Genomic DNA, 15087 nt, shown 5'->3' on the forward strand with positions numbered 1-15087 from the left:
GGCGGAAACGCAAGGTTAAAACGTGGTCTTCAGGCCTACTTCAAACGTGCGCGGCTCTCCCACCGTGCACTGCACGGCATGGCGGGTGGACTGCACGTACTTTTTATCGAAGATATTATACACAGCCAGCCTCAGCGTGGCATCTTTCAGCCATTTGGATTCCGGCAGGGGGATTTCCACCGTAAAGTCGAATACGCTATAGGAGGGGATGGTGTAGTTGTCCGCAATTTTTGCGCCCCGGAACGTAGCGTAATAGGAATCCTTGCAGCGGTAGCCCAAGCCCAGCACCGTACCGTTCAGCAACCCTCCGTCAATGCGGTACTTCTGCCAGAGGGCCAGAGCATTCGGAGCAATCGTGGGATACACTTCCCCGGTGGTCCGGTTCTTGGTGCGGGTGTAGGTGTAGGAAAGATAGGAACTCCAATTCTTGGTTATTTCCCCGTTCAGGGAAAGTTCCACGCCTTCCGCCCTCTTGGAGCCGTCCGAATAGTACCGGTTGGTATATCCGTCTATGGCAACAGGCGTATTATTCTGGATGATGTCAAACCAGGAAGCGGAAAACCACACCTTATCAACCGGGCTGACCCGGAACCCGAATTCCATCTGGTCCGTACGCCAGGAATCGGTCAATTCCTTCCCGTTTTCATCCAGATACCCGAAGTTGGGGGCGGAGGTACGGGCTGCGTTGGCGAACAACGCTACGCGTTCGCCGAACATGCGGGTAATTCCGAAGCGGGGGCTCCACGCAAACGCATAATTATTGTCCAGGCTGAAATGCGCGTCACCGCGAACGCCGGCCAGAAAACGCCACTGTCCATAACTGAGGACATCCTGCAGCAGAAAACCAGCCCTCTGCACCACGGTATCCGTCGCATTGGCGCCGGAATAATCGCGCCCTGCAGGGAAAAAAGGAGGAGGATTGTACAGGGAAAAATAGCCGTTCGTATTTGCGGTGGCGTTTGTCACCAGGCTGGAACCGTCTCCATAAGTGCTGCTCCCCGTGTAAGAAACGCCCATTAGGGCTTCATGCTTCACCTGCCCGGTCTTAAATTCCGCCAGTGCGTTGGAATAAAAATTCCAGTTGATATTCCACTCGTCGCTCCAGGCGGCTTCATATTTGGCCTTTCCGGAAGCAATCATCTGGTTGTAATAATCCGCCGTGCTGGTTCCTCTCCCAGCGGAAGAGGAAATGCCCCAGACATTATAGTCCACATCGCTGTACCCAATACCGCCGCCAATGCGGATCGTCCATATCTTTTCCAGCTTGCGTTCGAAATCCAGCATCGCCAGCAGGGATTTGGAATTAAGCCTTCCGCTCGGAGAACCGTACCAAGCGTCATACGGCCCCACAAAATGGCCGCCCAGCACAGGGATGCCCATGGTCGTCGGAGAATTCTGATACTGGAAACTGGTCGTCAGCACCGTCTTGGTGCGGGAATCATGCTGCCAGCGGAAAATGGGGGACACCGTGTACTTCTGGCCTCCGTTGGCTCCGTTGCTCAGCCAGAACGGGCGTTCATACTCGGCGGCTACCACCGTGCGCAGGGCAAATCCATTCGTTTCATCCCCCCTGTACCGGGTATCGTCAATCGTTGCGCGGTATTTCTGCCCGTGATGGGAAAGGCGGGCGTAAGCCGTCAACTCCGTCCGTTCCAGGAAATCAGGCTCCTTCAGGATCAGGTTGATGGAACCGCCGGCGCCGTATGCCCCGAGCGTACTGGTCTGACCGCCGGAAATGGAACCGATGGGGCCTTTGACAATCTCAATATTTTCTATCAGGGACGTATCCATGCCATACCCCATGCCTCGCGGGAGGGGCATATTGCCGATCTGAACATCACTGCCGGCAAAGCCGCGGATGGTGTACTGGTCCGCCGTACGGGACAAAAGCATGTCCCCACCCGTATTGACGGAGGAATCCATACGCAGCGCTTCCACCAGGGAATCGGACCCCTTGGAATCCATCAGGTCCCTTGTAATGACGTTTACCGTTTGCGGAACTTCCTCCGTCTTCATGTTCGTGAGAGTAGCGGAACTGACCGTTTCCGCCCGCAGGGACCTGGAACGGATGGTCATCACGCGTTCCGGCATTTCCTGCACGCCTTCCTCTGCGGCGGCGGCCTTTGTCTCGGCATAGGCAGATTGTCCGAGAACAAGCAGGCTCCCAATGGCGGCAGCACGGTGCAGGCCGCGCCCCTGGCGGCGATGGCGGGGGGTATTCATGTTGGATAAACGCATAGGGGCAAGTATAGGACGGAACAAAAAACCGTCCATTCCCGTTTGTTAACAATTTGATAACAGACCGTTCCTTTTCCTTCCGGCAAAAGCGCATCTGATGGCAGAACGGCCCCGCCCTTTCACAAACCCAATGCCTGCGCCCGGCTCTCCGCCGCGGCCTTCAGCCATTCCCGCAATGCCTCCTTATCCCCTGTAGCCAGCCAATTCCTCACTTGTCCCAGCTGGGACAGGGCTTCATCCAGACGCTCCAGAACAGCAGGAGCATTTTCCTCCAGAATTTCAGCCCACATGGACGGTTCCCCCATGGAAACGCGGGTAGTATCACGGAAACCTCCGGCGGATACCAGCCCCAGCAGCTTCACATCCCCACCGTCCAGGGCGCTGTGGACGCACAGGGCAGACAAAGCATGAGGTATGTGGGAAATGCGTGCCACGGAAGAATCATGATCCGCCGCTTTCATCCGGATGCAATGGCAGCCCACACGCTCCCAGAACCTCTGGAGCAACAGCAGCACATCTTCATGCACATGCTCGTCATTCGTCAGGATGCAGGTCGCATCCCGGAAGAGGTCCCCGGAAGCATGCTCCATACCCTGCTTTTCGGAACCGGCCATGGGATGGGAGCCGATAAACGCCACGCCAGCTTTCTTCAGCACGGAGCCCACGGCCTGGTGAACACACCCCTTCACGGAACCCACATCCGTTACCAGTACTCCCGGTTTCAATAAAGGAAGCATATCGGAAACAAGGCGGGGCATCACGCCAACCGGGGTAGCCAGCACAACCAGATCCGCCCCCTCCACCACCTCTTCCATCCGGGTGGAAGCGACATGGGCGGCTCCGGAAGAACGGGCATATTCCAACGGTTCTTCCCTCCTGCCCCACAAGCGCACGTGCACATGCGGCAACTGCTTCCTGACGGCCAGCGCCAGGGACCCGCCCAGAAGGCCGGGGCCGAGAATGGCGACGGAGGAGAAAAAAAGCTGCTTTCTGGAATATTCTCTCATGGATTTACAGGGAAATACATCAGCGCCCCGGAACATCGGCATGTTCAGGGGCGCGGCGTGATCTCGTTGCGGCGGCCGCATCAGGGCACGCGGAACTTCTTGATCTCGTTGGGGAAGTTGGTGTCCCGCAACACCGTCCCGGAGGGATACGGCTTATTGGTGCTCCTGTTCAAAATCTTGATCTTCTTGGTACGGTCATACGGGCTGACCACCACCGTGGGATCCGCCGTAGGCCACGCCACCGGGATGGAAGAAGAAGCGGGAGGTTCCACAGGCCTGGGGGCGGCAATGCCGGAACCGGAGGAGTCACCCACGGGATTAGGAACGACGGGCTTGGGAACAACGGGAGCCGGAGGCGTGATATTGTTGGCCCCGCCCACCATATTGCTGATGGTTCCGGAATTGGTCCGGGCGGGGTCCGGGTTAAACCCGGAATTCTGCCCGGCCATCGGGTCCAGAGAATTTTCACGCTGAATATCATTCAACAGGCTATTGCCCTGGACGCCCATAGCGCCGGACGGATAGACATTTTCCGTAGGATAAATGCCGATGGGGCGTTCATTCACGCGCTCCGTTTCACAGGAAGGCAGAAGAATTGCACCTGCGGCCAGCAGCACGCCTATCGTCGGGGAAGTATTCATATAATCTCTCTTCAGGTGATAGCTTTCTGCCAGCATCCTACGGTCCCGCAACCTCATGTCAACCATAAAGCCTGTTTGCCGAACCTCTTCATGACAAGGAATCTTCGGCTTCCGTCCCCGCACGCGGGCAAAGCCGCCCGAACAAACGCGCTCGCCGCATTTCTTTTACCCATCGGCAGCGCCGGAACAGCCCTGGACGGACTCAACAAAAGGAAGAGCCGGAAAACGGCACAAAGACGGAACAACCATCACTCTTTATCAACAAGCGCTCCAACAGGTACTCCTGCCGCAGCCTTATTCGGAAGAAGCCGGAGCTCCATTCCGTTCGCCAGCGGGAAGAGACGCTTCCCTCCCGAACATGCCGCACCGGCCTCCGGCCCTCCCCTGCCCGCCCTCTTCAAAAAACCGGAAAAAACGCTTCCCCCTCTTCCCGGGAACGCGCCTGTACGGGAACAGATTATCCTTCCCTACCCCCCATGATCTGCTACAATCCGCCCCACATGGATGACGTACAGACATCTAAGAAAAAAATGCCCTCAAAAAAGGAATGGAGGGGATTTTATTCCCTGATTCTCATTCAAGCCCAGAACGCTTTCAATGAAAAAGCCGCCCAGTTCCTGCTGATTCCGCTGGGCGTCTGGCTGGCTTCCACCAACGCCGCATACGGACCGGATTCCTGGGTCAACTCCCTCCAGTACATTCTGGCCTGCATCTTTGTTCTGCCCTATATTCTGTTCTCCCCTTTCGTCGGATGGCTGGCGGACTGCTTCTGCAAGGCCCGCATCATCCAATTCATGTCTTTCCTACAGATTCTGGTACTGGGGGCCATGCTTCTGTGTTATAAATACGAAAACATTGAAATGGCCGTTTTCTGGTTCTGCGTCTTCTCCGTCCAGGCGACCATCCTGAGTCCGGCCAAAAAGGGAGTGGTCAAGGACATGGTAGGCTCCCGGCAGCTGGGCTACGCTTCAGGGCTGATGGAAATGAGCCTCATCCTGTCCATGCTGGCGGCCCAGATAGGCATCTTCGCCTGGTTCGACATCCTGCAAGTCTCCTCCAATGACGGCTGGGAAGCAGCCGCTTTCCCCACATTCATCCTCACCTGCATCGCCGTTCCCGTAGCCATTGCGTCCCTTTACCTCCCGCGGTATCCGGCCAACCAGACCAGAAAATTCGAATGGAAGCTCTTTTACGAACATTTCGTGCAGCTCAAGTATCTCTGGAGCCAGCGGGATTTGAGGCTCAGCGAAATCGGTGTTTCCTACTTCTGGTTCCTGGCCGGAGCCCTGATGCTCATCTCCCTCCAGATCGCCCAGGAACACCCCATTGACGGCACCGGATTCAGCATGTCCGCGGCCATTCTCATGGCATGGCTCAGCGGCGGCACGGTGGTAGGCGGCGTCATCGCCTCCATCATCTGCCGGAAAAAAATTGAACTGGGGCTCATCCCCCTGGGCGCAATCGGCTTTACTATCGGGTGCATGTTCATGTCCTTCTTCGCTCCCGGCTCCCTCCCCAGCAACATCGGGTTCGGCATCACCGGGGCTTTCGCCGCCGCGTACCTGGTGCCGTTAAACGCCCACCTCCAGGACAATTGCGACCCCTCCAACCGCAGCACCGTAATCGCCGCCGGCAACCTGATGGACTGCCTGATGGGGCTGGTGGCCGTCGGCTTCCAGCTCATGCTCAGGAACATCTTCTCCATCCAGAACCAATTCTGGGTGCTGGCCGCCCTGGGCGTCGTCATTACCATTGTGGCATTCCGGCTTATTCCCCGTGAATTCATCCGCATGATGGGCCTCTGGATCATGAGGATTGTCTACCGCTCCCGCATCATCCACCAGGACCGCATTCCGGAAGACGGCGGGGCCGTTATCGTCTCCAACCATGTCACCTACGGGGATGCGCTGTTCCTTTCTCTCATTTGCCCGCGCCCCATCCGGTTCATCGTGGCGGAGGAATTCGTAGCCATCCGCTGGCTCGGCTGGATTCTGGAACTCTTCAACTGCCTGCCCATTTCCTCCCGTAATCCGCGGGAATCCCTGTCCAAGGCCATCCAGGCCCTGAAGGCCGGAGAAGTCATCTGCATCTTCCCGGAAGGCCAGCTCACCCGCACGGGAACCCTGTGCGCCGCGCGCCGGGGGCTGGAAATGCTGGCGAAAAAATCGCGCTGCCCCATCGTGCCCATTTACATGGACGAACTATGGGGCAGCATCTTCTCCTACTCAGGCAACCGTTTCTTCTCCAAGGCGCCTCTCCGCGTTCCCTACCGTTTCACCGCCGCCATCGGAGAGCCCATTGAGCCTGATGCCGTCAATCCCCGCATGGTCATCAACACGCTGCGGGAGCTATCCTCCACATGCCTGGAAATTGCAGCCAGCATCGGCAGGGATGCCATCCTGAACCATCTGGAGCGCATCGCCCACAAACCTCTGGTCTTCTCTAAAAACGCGCGGCTCTCCGGGTATGAAATAGCGGAATGCCTGATGAACGACACCGTGGAAGCAGAGCATCCGGAACTCAGGAAATGGCTGTCCACCCTGCTGGACAGCACCCGCTCCCAAAGCCGCCTGTGCGACTTCTGGATGAACGCCCAGCAGCTGGAACGGGTGAACTCCCTCCAGCCCCGGGAACTGCTGCTCACCAGCGTAGGACGAGAAGAAGTCCACGAAACGGTGGCCGCCGTCCTGTGGCCCATCCTCACCAGCACTCCCGTTTACCTCATCAGCGACGGGGACCACAGCATGCCGGAAGGCATCAGGCAGATAGCCGGCTCCGATTTCCTGCGCCGCAGGCTCTACAGCCTGGTTCCGAATACGCGCACGCCGTTTTATGACTTCAGCGGTTCGGGCGACCTGGTTCTCCCCAACATCGGATGGAGGCCCTGCTTCGCCACGGACCGCGGCATTATCCTGGCCATGTCCATGAAGAGAAGCGTCTTCAAGCTGGATGACGGCACCGTGCAGCTCGGCATGCGGGCCAGGACAAGAGGTCGCCTCCTCCCCGGCTTTTACCTGAATCCCCCTCTTTCCAACGTCATCGCCGGGGCTACCCTCTCCACCCCTTATTCCCTGCCGCCCAACCTGTATCTGGACGAGTCGGGCTTCCTGGCGGAACTTCAGTCTTCCAACCATGAACAATAACTCCTCGTCAACCCGTCTTCCCATCCCGCAGTATGTAATGACGCTGGCGCACGCGGCAGCCCTGCGGTCGGAGGACCCGTACCGCAAGGTGGGAGCCGCCGCCCTGGATGCGGACAACCGCGTCATCGGCACCGCCTACAACGGACTGTATCCCGGATTCAAGGCTCAGGACACCTTCTGGGCCAGCCGGGAAGAACGCCAGAAATACATGCTGCATGCGGAAATCAACCTGTGCAGCCTGTTCCGGAGGGGGGAAGCCAAGGTGGTGGCATGCACTACGATGCCCTGTACCTCATGCATGCAGGCGCTGTGTGCCCATGGCGTAAAAACCATTTATTACTGTGAGCCTTATGACAAATCCGAAGCTCCTGCCATCGCCAGCCTTTACGGCGTGGAACTGATCCAGGTTACGGACTATCCTCTCAGCCGGCACTTCCCCCTTGTCCTGGACAGCTGATGCCCGGAAAATCAATCCCGGTGTACGCGGCATGTCCAACCAGCCATGGAGCGGGGAACGCCGTCAATGGCAGGGTCCAAATCAAGACCGGTTTCCGTAATGGTGCCCGAAGTAATGACGCCCGCATTCCGCCCGGCGTCGTCAAAGGCAATGTTCACATTCGCCATGGTACAGGCGGAGCTGCTGTTGGCTGCCGGAGCAATATTCAATACGCCGGCATTCTCCCCGCTATTGAACCGGTACGTATAAACCCCGTCGTACACGGCTCTTGTATCCATTCTGATAACATCCACGTCCTGCCCGCTGAACTGAAGCTGGAATAAGATGCTTCCTCCCTCAAACAGGCTTACCTGCTGTCCGCTCAGGGAAGTGTTCCCGTCGTCTCCGGATTTTCCCGAACCTCCGCCGCACCCGGACAACAATCCGCACACCGTCACAGGAATCAGCAACAAGACAGGGAACAACTTTTTCATTCCCGGAAAAATGCACAACAGAAAACCACAAGTCAAGTATACTCAACTATTATTGCATTTTTCCAACATTTTTTAACATCACAAAAAAAACCGCCTGTTTTCACAGGCGGTCTCAAGAAAACACGGAAGCGGTCAGCCAACCCACTTCCAGGTAATGGGTATTTCAATATCAGGGTGCAGGCTGTGCTTGACCGGGCAGCTCAGAGCAGCCTGTTCCAGCAGCTTCCTGTCCGGATAATCGGACGGAAGAGGAACGGTAATGACGACTTCCAGCTTGCCGATACGGCGGGGATCCGCATTCATGTGTTTGGCCACTTCCACCGTCATGCCTTCCAGATTAATCCCCTTACGTTCGGCAACAATACCCATGATCGTGCTCATGCAGCCGGCAAGCGCCGCTCCTACCAGGTCCGTGGGGGAAAAGGACTCGCCCTTGCCGTTGTTGTCCACGGGGGCATCCGTGGAAAGCGTGGCCCCGGAAGGTTCATGAACCATGGAACAATGGAGGCCGCCCTCGTACGTCGTTTTAGTTTTTACCATGGCCTTATTTTATACAAGGCTCCCCGCCATGCAACACACAAACATTGAATCCCCCCGTTCTTTATGGTAACCGCCTTTGCTATGAGAAACTTTTTGAAAGCAGCCGTCGGCTGCCTGGGCATGATCGCCGGGTGTTTCAGTACGGGGGAGGCCCAGGACTTCGGAGGCATGAGCTTCGGGGAAGCGGGAAACTTTGGTCCGCCCCAGACATCCGGTTCCTCCAAGGCCACTGTCACCTCCTATGGAGAAGCCTCCTTCGTCATCGTGACGGAGCTGGCGCTGCCGGACCACTGGCACGTTTACTATAAAAATCCGGGAACCGTGGGCCTTCCCATGGAAGCCGCTCTCCAGCCTGTGCCCGGCTTCCGGGTGGAAGGCCCCTTCTGGCAAATCCCGGAACTGGAGAAAGGGCTTGTGGATTTTTACGGATACAGCGGAAAAGCCAAAATGGCGTTCCGGGTGACTCCGGAAAAGGATGCCCCCCCGGAAGCGACGTTCATCACCACCATGACATGGCAAATGTGCGCGGAACAGTGCGCCGCCCCGGAAACCAAAAACTTCAGCGTCACACTGAAGCGCGGAGACGGGCAGACAGCCCCTGACGCGGCGGAATTGACCGGAAACATGGCAGGGCTTGCCGCCCCCGACTGGGCGGAAGGGCTGAAAGCCCGGATTTCCCAGGAAGGGAAAACCGTCACCCTGCACCTCAGGACAAACGGACGCCCCGTTCCGCAGGATTCCGTCTATTTTTTCTGCAATCAGGGGGAAATCAACCCTACCACTCCCCAAATCTTCAAAAAACTGGATGACTCCAATTATGAGCTGTCCATGCAATTCAATGACACCACGGACGGCCTTTACCCCAACAACCTGCCGGATGCAGACAGGGGAAAACCGCTGACCAGCCTTTCCGGCATCCTGCGCGCCGGCAGGGAAGGCATCATCATCACCGCGGACGACCGCCCCTTCTCCGGGGAATCTCAGTCAACAGCCGCCGGAACGGAATCCGCCCCGGAACCTTCCGCTTCCATCCCCGCTCCTCCGCTGATGGGCCTGGGGGAAATCATGTTCTTCATGTTCATCGGCGGCATCATCCTCAATGTCATGCCGTGCGTCTTCCCGGTAATCGGCCTCAAGATTATGGGATTCGTCCAGCTGGGAGGGGGGGAACGGAAAAAAGTGCTGGCCCACTCCCTTACCTTCGTACTGGGCATCCTGATTTCTTTCTGGCTCATTACTGCCATTCTGATTGCGCTGAAAGCGAACATGTTTGACTGGAGCGCCCCAGCCGGCCCCGGCGTGTTCAGCGGAGACTTCTGGCTGGGCCGCGGCGCGGAGGGCGTTGTCAACTGGGCGTTCTGGTTTGAAAACCCCTGGGTGAATTTCTGCCTGCTGGGCCTGATGCTCGCCATGGGGCTGAGCATGTTCGGCGTCTTTGAAATAGGCGTCAAAGCCACGACCATGGGCAACGACCTCCAGCACCGGAAGGGTTATGCCGGCTCCTTCTGGTCCGGCGCCCTGGCTACGGTCATCTCCACCCCGTGCAGCGCTCCGTTCCTGGGCCAGGCTATCGGCGCGGCCATGCTCCAGCCGCCGCTGGGCATCGTGCTCTGCCTGACCATGATGGGGCTTGGAATGTCCCTTCCCTACATCATTCTGGGAGCCTTTCCCGTCCTGACCAGATACCTGCCCAAACCCGGCGCATGGATGGAATCCTTCAAGCAGTCCATGTCCTTCCTGATGTTCGGCACCGCAGCCTACTTCCTCTGGATTTACATGGCCTTCTTTGATGCAGAAAACCATCCTCAGGACATCCTGTTCCTCTTCTTCGGGCTTGTGCTGTTTTCCATGGCCTTTTGGGTATACGGCAGATGGTGCCCCATGTACCGCAGCAGAAAGTCCCGCATCACGGGAGGCATCTTCTCCGTAATCTTCCTGCTGGCCGGCCTGTACTACATGCTCCCGCCGGAAGGAGCAGCCTGGTTCGGCCGCGGTTCCGCCCCCGGGGCGGCGGAGTCCGCCGCCGCAGCACCCTCCCTTCAGGAGGAAGGAAACATCTGGATACCCTGGAGCCCGGAAGCCATGCAGGCCGCCCTGGACGGAGGGAAACCCGTTTATGTGGACTTCACGGCCCGCTGGTGCTCCACCTGCCAGGTCAACAAGGCCTCCTATACGGATGAAGTGCTGGCCGCTTTCAAAAAATATGGCATCGTCATGATGAAAGCGGACAAGACCCGCACGAACCCCGCCATTGACCAGGAACTTAAAAACCTGGGGCGCACGGCCGTTCCCGTCAATGCCCTGTATCTTCCCGGCAGAAAACCAGCCGTCACCAGGGAACTCCTGTCCCCGGCCTACCTGCTGGAATTCCTGGAAAAGGAAATGGAACGCTAGGACGTCTTGTCATGCGGGCGGCAATCCGCCGCCCTCCCTCCAGGCCATGCCGGGCAGCAGGAAAACGGGGAAAGCTTACCCTTCCCCGTTCAACAGCGGCAGCAACGCGTCCGCCCATGCCTGATAACCCTTCTCCGTTAAATGGACATGATCCTTGAACATGCCCTCCCTGAACGTCCCGTCCGGCTTCAGCAGGCTGCCGTTAATGGATAAAATAGTGGTCCTCGGAAGCTCAAGCCTGCGCAGCAAACGGTTAATCTCCTCCTGCCTCCTGCGCAATGGGCTATCGGGATCGGGGCCGTAGGGAGTCACCTCCATCAGGATCAAACGGGTCTCCGGAAATCTCTTCAGCAGGCGTACGGCTATCTCCCGGATGCCCTTCACCGTCTGCTCCGCGGGCTGCCGCCCTTTCCACAGGCCGATATTATTCGTCCCGGCCAGCAAAATGCAATAGCGCGGAGAAGTTCTGACTGCCAGTCCCGTATCTTCCATGCGCCACAGCATGCTGTCCGTCCTGTCCCCGCTCACTCCGAAGTTGACCGCCTTCATCGGCACGAACAGCCTCTTCCACAGCGCGGAACCTTCCCGTTCCCAGCATTCTGTAATGGAATCCCCCACGAACAGAATGCCGCATTCCTTCCCCAGCAAATTTTCCCGGACCGCCTTGTAACGGGCCGGAACCCACGGCTGGGTATTCAGTTTGGGAACATCGGGCGGATCCGGAACCTCATCTGAAGGTGCCGCATACACGGCAGAAGAAGCAAGGGACAACAATAAAAAAGCGGCGGAAAAAACAGAAGCATTCATCTTTTTCCGAATACGCGGCCCGGAAAAGCATTCTTTCCCCTGCCGGGAAAATCATGTTCTCACCGCCTTGCCCAATACATCCAGAGGCTGGCCGGACAAATTCAATTCCTTTACCAGAAAACGGACAATCAGCAGGCTTGCCAGCGCATCATACAAAGCGTCATGCCATCGGCGCGCAGGAAGCAGAGCCTCCACGGAACAAGTCAGCCCCAGGGCGCCGCACAAAGAAGACAGGGAATAATCCGCCAGACCGGGAACGCACATCCGGCCCAGGGCCAGCGTATCCAGCCACGGGCCGAAGCCGTGGCCCGGAAACCGGCGCAGGAACTTCCGTTCCGTGGCCGGATTATGCCCCACCACCACGGCCTGCCCCAGCCGGGAACGTATCTCCGGCCACAGGGAGGGAAAAGACGGGGCATCCGCCAGCATCTCCGTAGTAATGCCGTGCACCTGGGAGGCGGACCATAAAACCGGCTTCTCCACCGCAATATAGGAAGTCCACAACTCAGGCTCGTCCTCCAGGCGGGGACATGCGGCTATGCCTATCTGGACGGGCTGGTCCGTCTCCCCCCGGGCCGCTCCGGCGGATTCAAAATCAATGGCGGCGAAATGCAGGCCGCCGATTGTATCCGAAAGCAGAGGCATATCAGAACAACTCCAGCTGAGCATATTCCCCGGCAGGCATATCGTCTTCCATATCCGTATTCTTGGCTCTCGGTTCCGCCAGCCGGGAGCGCTCCTTCCTCCGGGGGCGCGTGGAATTCATCTCCAGATGGGACAGGATGGCCTTGGCGCGGTCCACAATGACGGCAGGCATGCCGGCCAGTCGGGCCACCTGGATGCCGTAGGACTTATCCGCCGCCCCCGGCACGATCTTGCGCAGAAACACGATTTCCTCCTTCCACTCGCGCACGGCCACATTGTAATTCTGCACGCCCTGCCTGGAATTGGCCAAATCCGTCAGCTCATGATAATGCGTGGCGAACAGGGTGCGGGACTTCAACTCGTCATGCAGGTACTCCGCCACGGCCCAGGCAATGGAAAGCCCGTCAAAAGTGGCCGTGCCTCGCCCGATTTCATCCAGAATAATCAGGGAGCGCTCCGTGGCATTATTCAGAATCAGGGAGGTTTCGCTCATCTCCACCATAAAGGTGGACTGGCCGCGCGCCAGGTCGTCGCTGGCTCCCACGCGGCAGAAAATGCGGTCCACCAAACCGATATGGGCGGACTCCGCCGGCACATACGCTCCAATCTGGGCCATCAGCGTAATCAGGGCCACCTGGCGGATATAGGTGCTCTTGCCCGCCATATTGGGCCCGGTCAGCAGAATAAGGCGGTTTTCCTCCGGTTCCAGAAAAGCGTCATTGGGAACGAACACATCGCCGGAAACATTCTGCTCAATAACGGGATGACGGCCATTGACAATGCGCAGGGTCATGGAATTGTCCAGAACGGGGCGGCAATACCGGTACTGCTGGGCCCCCTCCGCCAGCCCCAGCAGCACGTCCAGGTCCGCCATGGCATCCGCCGTAATCTGGATATCGTCAATGTGGCGCCCCACTTCCTCGCGCAACAGGAGGAACTGCTCATACTCCACCTGGCGGGAACGCTCGTCCGCCCCCAAGATGGTATTCTCCATCTGCTTGAGTTCCGGGGTAATAAAGCGCTCCGCATTCACCAGCGTCTGCTTGCGCTGGTAATCCGGGGGCACTTTATCGTAATGGCTCTTCGTTACTTCAATGTAATAGCCGAAGACGTTATTGAAGCGGATTTTCAGGGAATCAATTCCCGTGCGCTTGCGCTCCTTCTCCTGCAGCCGTGCCAGCCACTCCTTCCCGTCGCGGGAAGCCAGACGCAATTCATCCAGACCGGCATGGTACCCTTCCCTGATGATGCCTCCCTCCTTGATGGTCACGGGAGGTTCATCCACCAGAGCGCGCTGGAGCAAATCCACCAGCTCATCAAAGCAGCCCATGCGGGAACGGATGCTCTCCAGCATGTCCCCGCCGCCGGGCAGGGATTCCAGATCATCCCTGAGCGCGGGAATGCGCGCCAGGGAGGAAGCCAGCGCCTGGAGGTCGCGGGCATTCCCGGCGCCCTGGGAAATGCGCCCCGTCAGCCGCTCCATGTCCCGCACATTCTTCAGGCTCTCCCTCAGCTTGCTCATCAGGTAGGGTTCCTGAAGCAGAACGGCGATCACCTCCTGCCTCGCCAGGAGCTTTTCCAGATCACACAGGGGGTGGAGCAGCCAGTCCCGGAGTTTGCGCGCGCCCATGGGGGTGCTCGTCCTGTCCAGGGTCCCCAGCAGGGAAAGCTTCACGCCGCCGCGGGAATCCACCAGGTCCAGATTCCTCTGGCTGGCCTGGTCAATCAGCACGGCGTTCTCCGTGGCGCGCACGGAAATGCGGCGCAGGTGGTCCGTGGGGCGGCGGAGCTGGTAGCCCAGATAATGGAGCACCGCGCCGGACGCCCCCAGAGCGGCGGTCATCTCCCCGCAGCCGAAACCGTCCAGGGAATGCACCCGGAAATGGTTCAGCAAATTGGGAATGGCCGTGGAAGGCAGAAAAGTATATCCGTCGTAATAAAGCGTGGGGTGGGTTCCGGGGAAGCAGTCCGTCTGCTCGTCGCTGACCAGGAGTTCGGAGGGATTGATGCGGGACAGCTCGTCCAGAAGCAAATCCATGTGTTCGAACTGGGCCACGGAAAATTCCCCCGTGGTATGGTCCACGCATGCCAGGCCGAAGCGCTTCTTGTCCTTGTACAACGCCACAATGTAATTATGGCGGGAGGAATCCAGCAAATTCATATCCGCCAGGGTTCCGGCGGAAATCACGCGGGTCAGTTCCCGCTCCACCAGCTTGCCCGGCTGCGGAATGGTGGTCTGCTCCGCAATAGCCACCCGCTTTCCTCCCTTCACCAGCCGTCCGATATACCCTTCCGCGCTGTGGTGGGGCACCCCGCACATGGGAATACCGTGGCGCTTGGTCAGCGTCAGGCCCAAAATGGCGGAGGCCTCCTTGGCGTCCTCAAAAAACATTTCGTAAAAATCCCCCAGCCGGAAAAACAGCAGCACGTCTTCCGGCAAGCCCTTCTTCATGCGAAGGTACTGATCCATCATCGGGGTTGAGGCAGGTCCGGAACTACTCATAAATAACGGTGAAAGAGTAATCCGATTGCGGCTTCAAGGCAAGGTTGGAATCTTGTTAGAACCGGGGCTCCACTCCCCTTTTCCAAGGAAAAGCCAGGGAAGAATCATCCAAAGCCCCGCAAAGAAAATGCGTTGCCTCTGCCATTATCGCGTCTTTTCTCTTCCTCTCCGGAAACAGGCCCTCATGCGGAAGAACCCGGCCATGCAGACCGCCATCTTTTTGCGAAGCGCGGCAAACA

At 58.2% G+C, this 15087-nt stretch carries 11 protein-coding genes; 3 read left to right on the forward strand and 8 right to left on the reverse strand.

Going from position 1 to position 15087, the window contains the following annotated elements; all coding sequences use genetic code 11:
- Window positions 1–15 precede the first annotated feature (15 nt).
- The 3 genes from AMUC_RS01880 to AMUC_RS01890 all read right to left on the reverse strand — a co-directional run bounded on the left by AMUC_RS01880 (window position 16) and on the right by AMUC_RS01890 (window position 3886).
- Window positions 16–2223, reverse strand: a complete 2208-nt coding sequence (locus AMUC_RS01880) for a TonB-dependent receptor (protein WP_167525133.1) — start codon at window positions 2221–2223, stop codon at window positions 16–18.
- A 134-nt stretch (window positions 2224–2357) separates the two neighbouring features.
- Window positions 2358–3245, reverse strand: coding sequence for a prephenate dehydrogenase (locus AMUC_RS01885; RefSeq protein WP_012419391.1), 888 nt, complete (start codon window positions 3243–3245; stop codon window positions 2358–2360).
- An 80-nt stretch (window positions 3246–3325) separates the two neighbouring features.
- Complete coding sequence (locus tag AMUC_RS01890; protein WP_128252034.1) at window positions 3326–3886, reverse strand: hypothetical protein; 561 nt, start codon at window positions 3884–3886, stop codon at window positions 3326–3328.
- A gap of 476 nt (window positions 3887–4362) precedes the next feature.
- On the opposite strand from AMUC_RS01890, the gene AMUC_RS01895 reads away from it, so the two are divergent.
- On the forward strand, window positions 4363–7029 hold the full coding sequence (locus tag AMUC_RS01895; RefSeq protein ID WP_012419393.1) for an MFS transporter: 2667 nt from the start codon (window positions 4363–4365) through the stop codon (window positions 7027–7029).
- The gene (locus AMUC_RS01900) at window positions 7019–7486 is read left to right on the forward strand and encodes a deoxycytidylate deaminase (RefSeq protein WP_012419394.1); all 468 of its coding nucleotides are present in this window, start codon (window positions 7019–7021) and stop codon (window positions 7484–7486) included. The genes AMUC_RS01895 and AMUC_RS01900 overlap by 11 nt, the downstream gene beginning before the upstream one ends.
- Window positions 7487–7497: 11 nt before the next feature.
- On the opposite strand, the gene AMUC_RS01905 is transcribed toward AMUC_RS01900, so the two are convergent.
- On the reverse strand, window positions 7498–7959 hold the full coding sequence (locus AMUC_RS01905) for a hypothetical protein (protein WP_012419395.1): 462 nt from the start codon (window positions 7957–7959) through the stop codon (window positions 7498–7500).
- 132 nt (window positions 7960–8091) lie between these two features.
- The gene (locus tag AMUC_RS01910; protein WP_012419396.1) at window positions 8092–8499 is read right to left on the reverse strand and encodes an OsmC family protein; all 408 of its coding nucleotides are present in this window, start codon (window positions 8497–8499) and stop codon (window positions 8092–8094) included.
- 81 nt (window positions 8500–8580) lie between these two features.
- Here AMUC_RS01910 and AMUC_RS01915 point away from each other — a divergent pair, with 81 nt between their 5' ends.
- The gene (locus AMUC_RS01915) at window positions 8581–10893 is read left to right on the forward strand and encodes a protein-disulfide reductase DsbD family protein (RefSeq protein WP_042447560.1); all 2313 of its coding nucleotides are present in this window, start codon (window positions 8581–8583) and stop codon (window positions 10891–10893) included.
- A gap of 75 nt (window positions 10894–10968) precedes the next feature.
- Here AMUC_RS01915 and AMUC_RS01920 read toward each other — a convergent pair whose 3' ends face one another.
- Genes AMUC_RS01920 through mutS form a run of 3 tightly spaced genes read right to left on the reverse strand, consistent with a single transcriptional unit; the run spans window position 10969 to window position 14848 of the window.
- Complete coding sequence (locus AMUC_RS01920; protein ID WP_012419398.1) at window positions 10969–11700, reverse strand: GDSL-type esterase/lipase family protein; 732 nt, start codon at window positions 11698–11700, stop codon at window positions 10969–10971.
- A gap of 51 nt (window positions 11701–11751) precedes the next feature.
- Window positions 11752–12345, reverse strand: coding sequence for a 3'-5' exonuclease (locus AMUC_RS01925; RefSeq protein WP_012419399.1), 594 nt, complete (start codon window positions 12343–12345; stop codon window positions 11752–11754).
- A gap of 1 nt (window position 12346) precedes the next feature.
- On the reverse strand, window positions 12347–14848 hold the full coding sequence (mutS, locus tag AMUC_RS01930) for a DNA mismatch repair protein MutS (protein ID WP_042447562.1): 2502 nt from the start codon (window positions 14846–14848) through the stop codon (window positions 12347–12349).
- Window positions 14849–15087 lie beyond the last annotated feature (239 nt).

It is taken from the genome of Akkermansia muciniphila ATCC BAA-835, from assembly GCF_000020225.1.
GTDB lineage: Bacteria > Verrucomicrobiota > Verrucomicrobiia > Verrucomicrobiales > Akkermansiaceae > Akkermansia > Akkermansia muciniphila.

Excerpts from the sequence above, each read along its gene's own strand:
- AMUC_RS01880 (WP_167525133.1), bottom strand. The coding sequence starts at position 2,223 with ATGAATACCCCCCGCCATCGCCGCCAGGGGCGCGGCCTGCACCGTGCT.
- AMUC_RS01885 (WP_012419391.1), bottom strand. The coding sequence starts at position 3,245 with ATGAGAGAATATTCCAGAAAGCAGCTTTTTTTCTCCTCCGTCGCCATT.
- AMUC_RS01890 (WP_128252034.1), bottom strand. The coding sequence starts at position 3,886 with ATGAATACTTCCCCGACGATAGGCGTGCTGCTGGCCGCAGGTGCAATT.
- AMUC_RS01895 (WP_012419393.1), top strand. The coding sequence starts at position 4,363 with ATGATCTGCTACAATCCGCCCCACATGGATGACGTACAGACATCTAAG.
- AMUC_RS01900 (WP_012419394.1), top strand. The coding sequence starts at position 7,019 with ATGAACAATAACTCCTCGTCAACCCGTCTTCCCATCCCGCAGTATGTA.
- AMUC_RS01905 (WP_012419395.1), bottom strand. The coding sequence starts at position 7,959 with ATGAAAAAGTTGTTCCCTGTCTTGTTGCTGATTCCTGTGACGGTGTGC.
- AMUC_RS01910 (WP_012419396.1), bottom strand. The coding sequence starts at position 8,499 with ATGGTAAAAACTAAAACGACGTACGAGGGCGGCCTCCATTGTTCCATG.
- AMUC_RS01915 (WP_042447560.1), top strand. The coding sequence starts at position 8,581 with ATGAGAAACTTTTTGAAAGCAGCCGTCGGCTGCCTGGGCATGATCGCC.
- AMUC_RS01920 (WP_012419398.1), bottom strand. The coding sequence starts at position 11,700 with ATGAATGCTTCTGTTTTTTCCGCCGCTTTTTTATTGTTGTCCCTTGCT.
- AMUC_RS01925 (WP_012419399.1), bottom strand. The coding sequence starts at position 12,345 with ATGCCTCTGCTTTCGGATACAATCGGCGGCCTGCATTTCGCCGCCATT.
- mutS (WP_042447562.1), bottom strand. The coding sequence starts at position 14,848 with ATGAGTAGTTCCGGACCTGCCTCAACCCCGATGATGGATCAGTACCTT.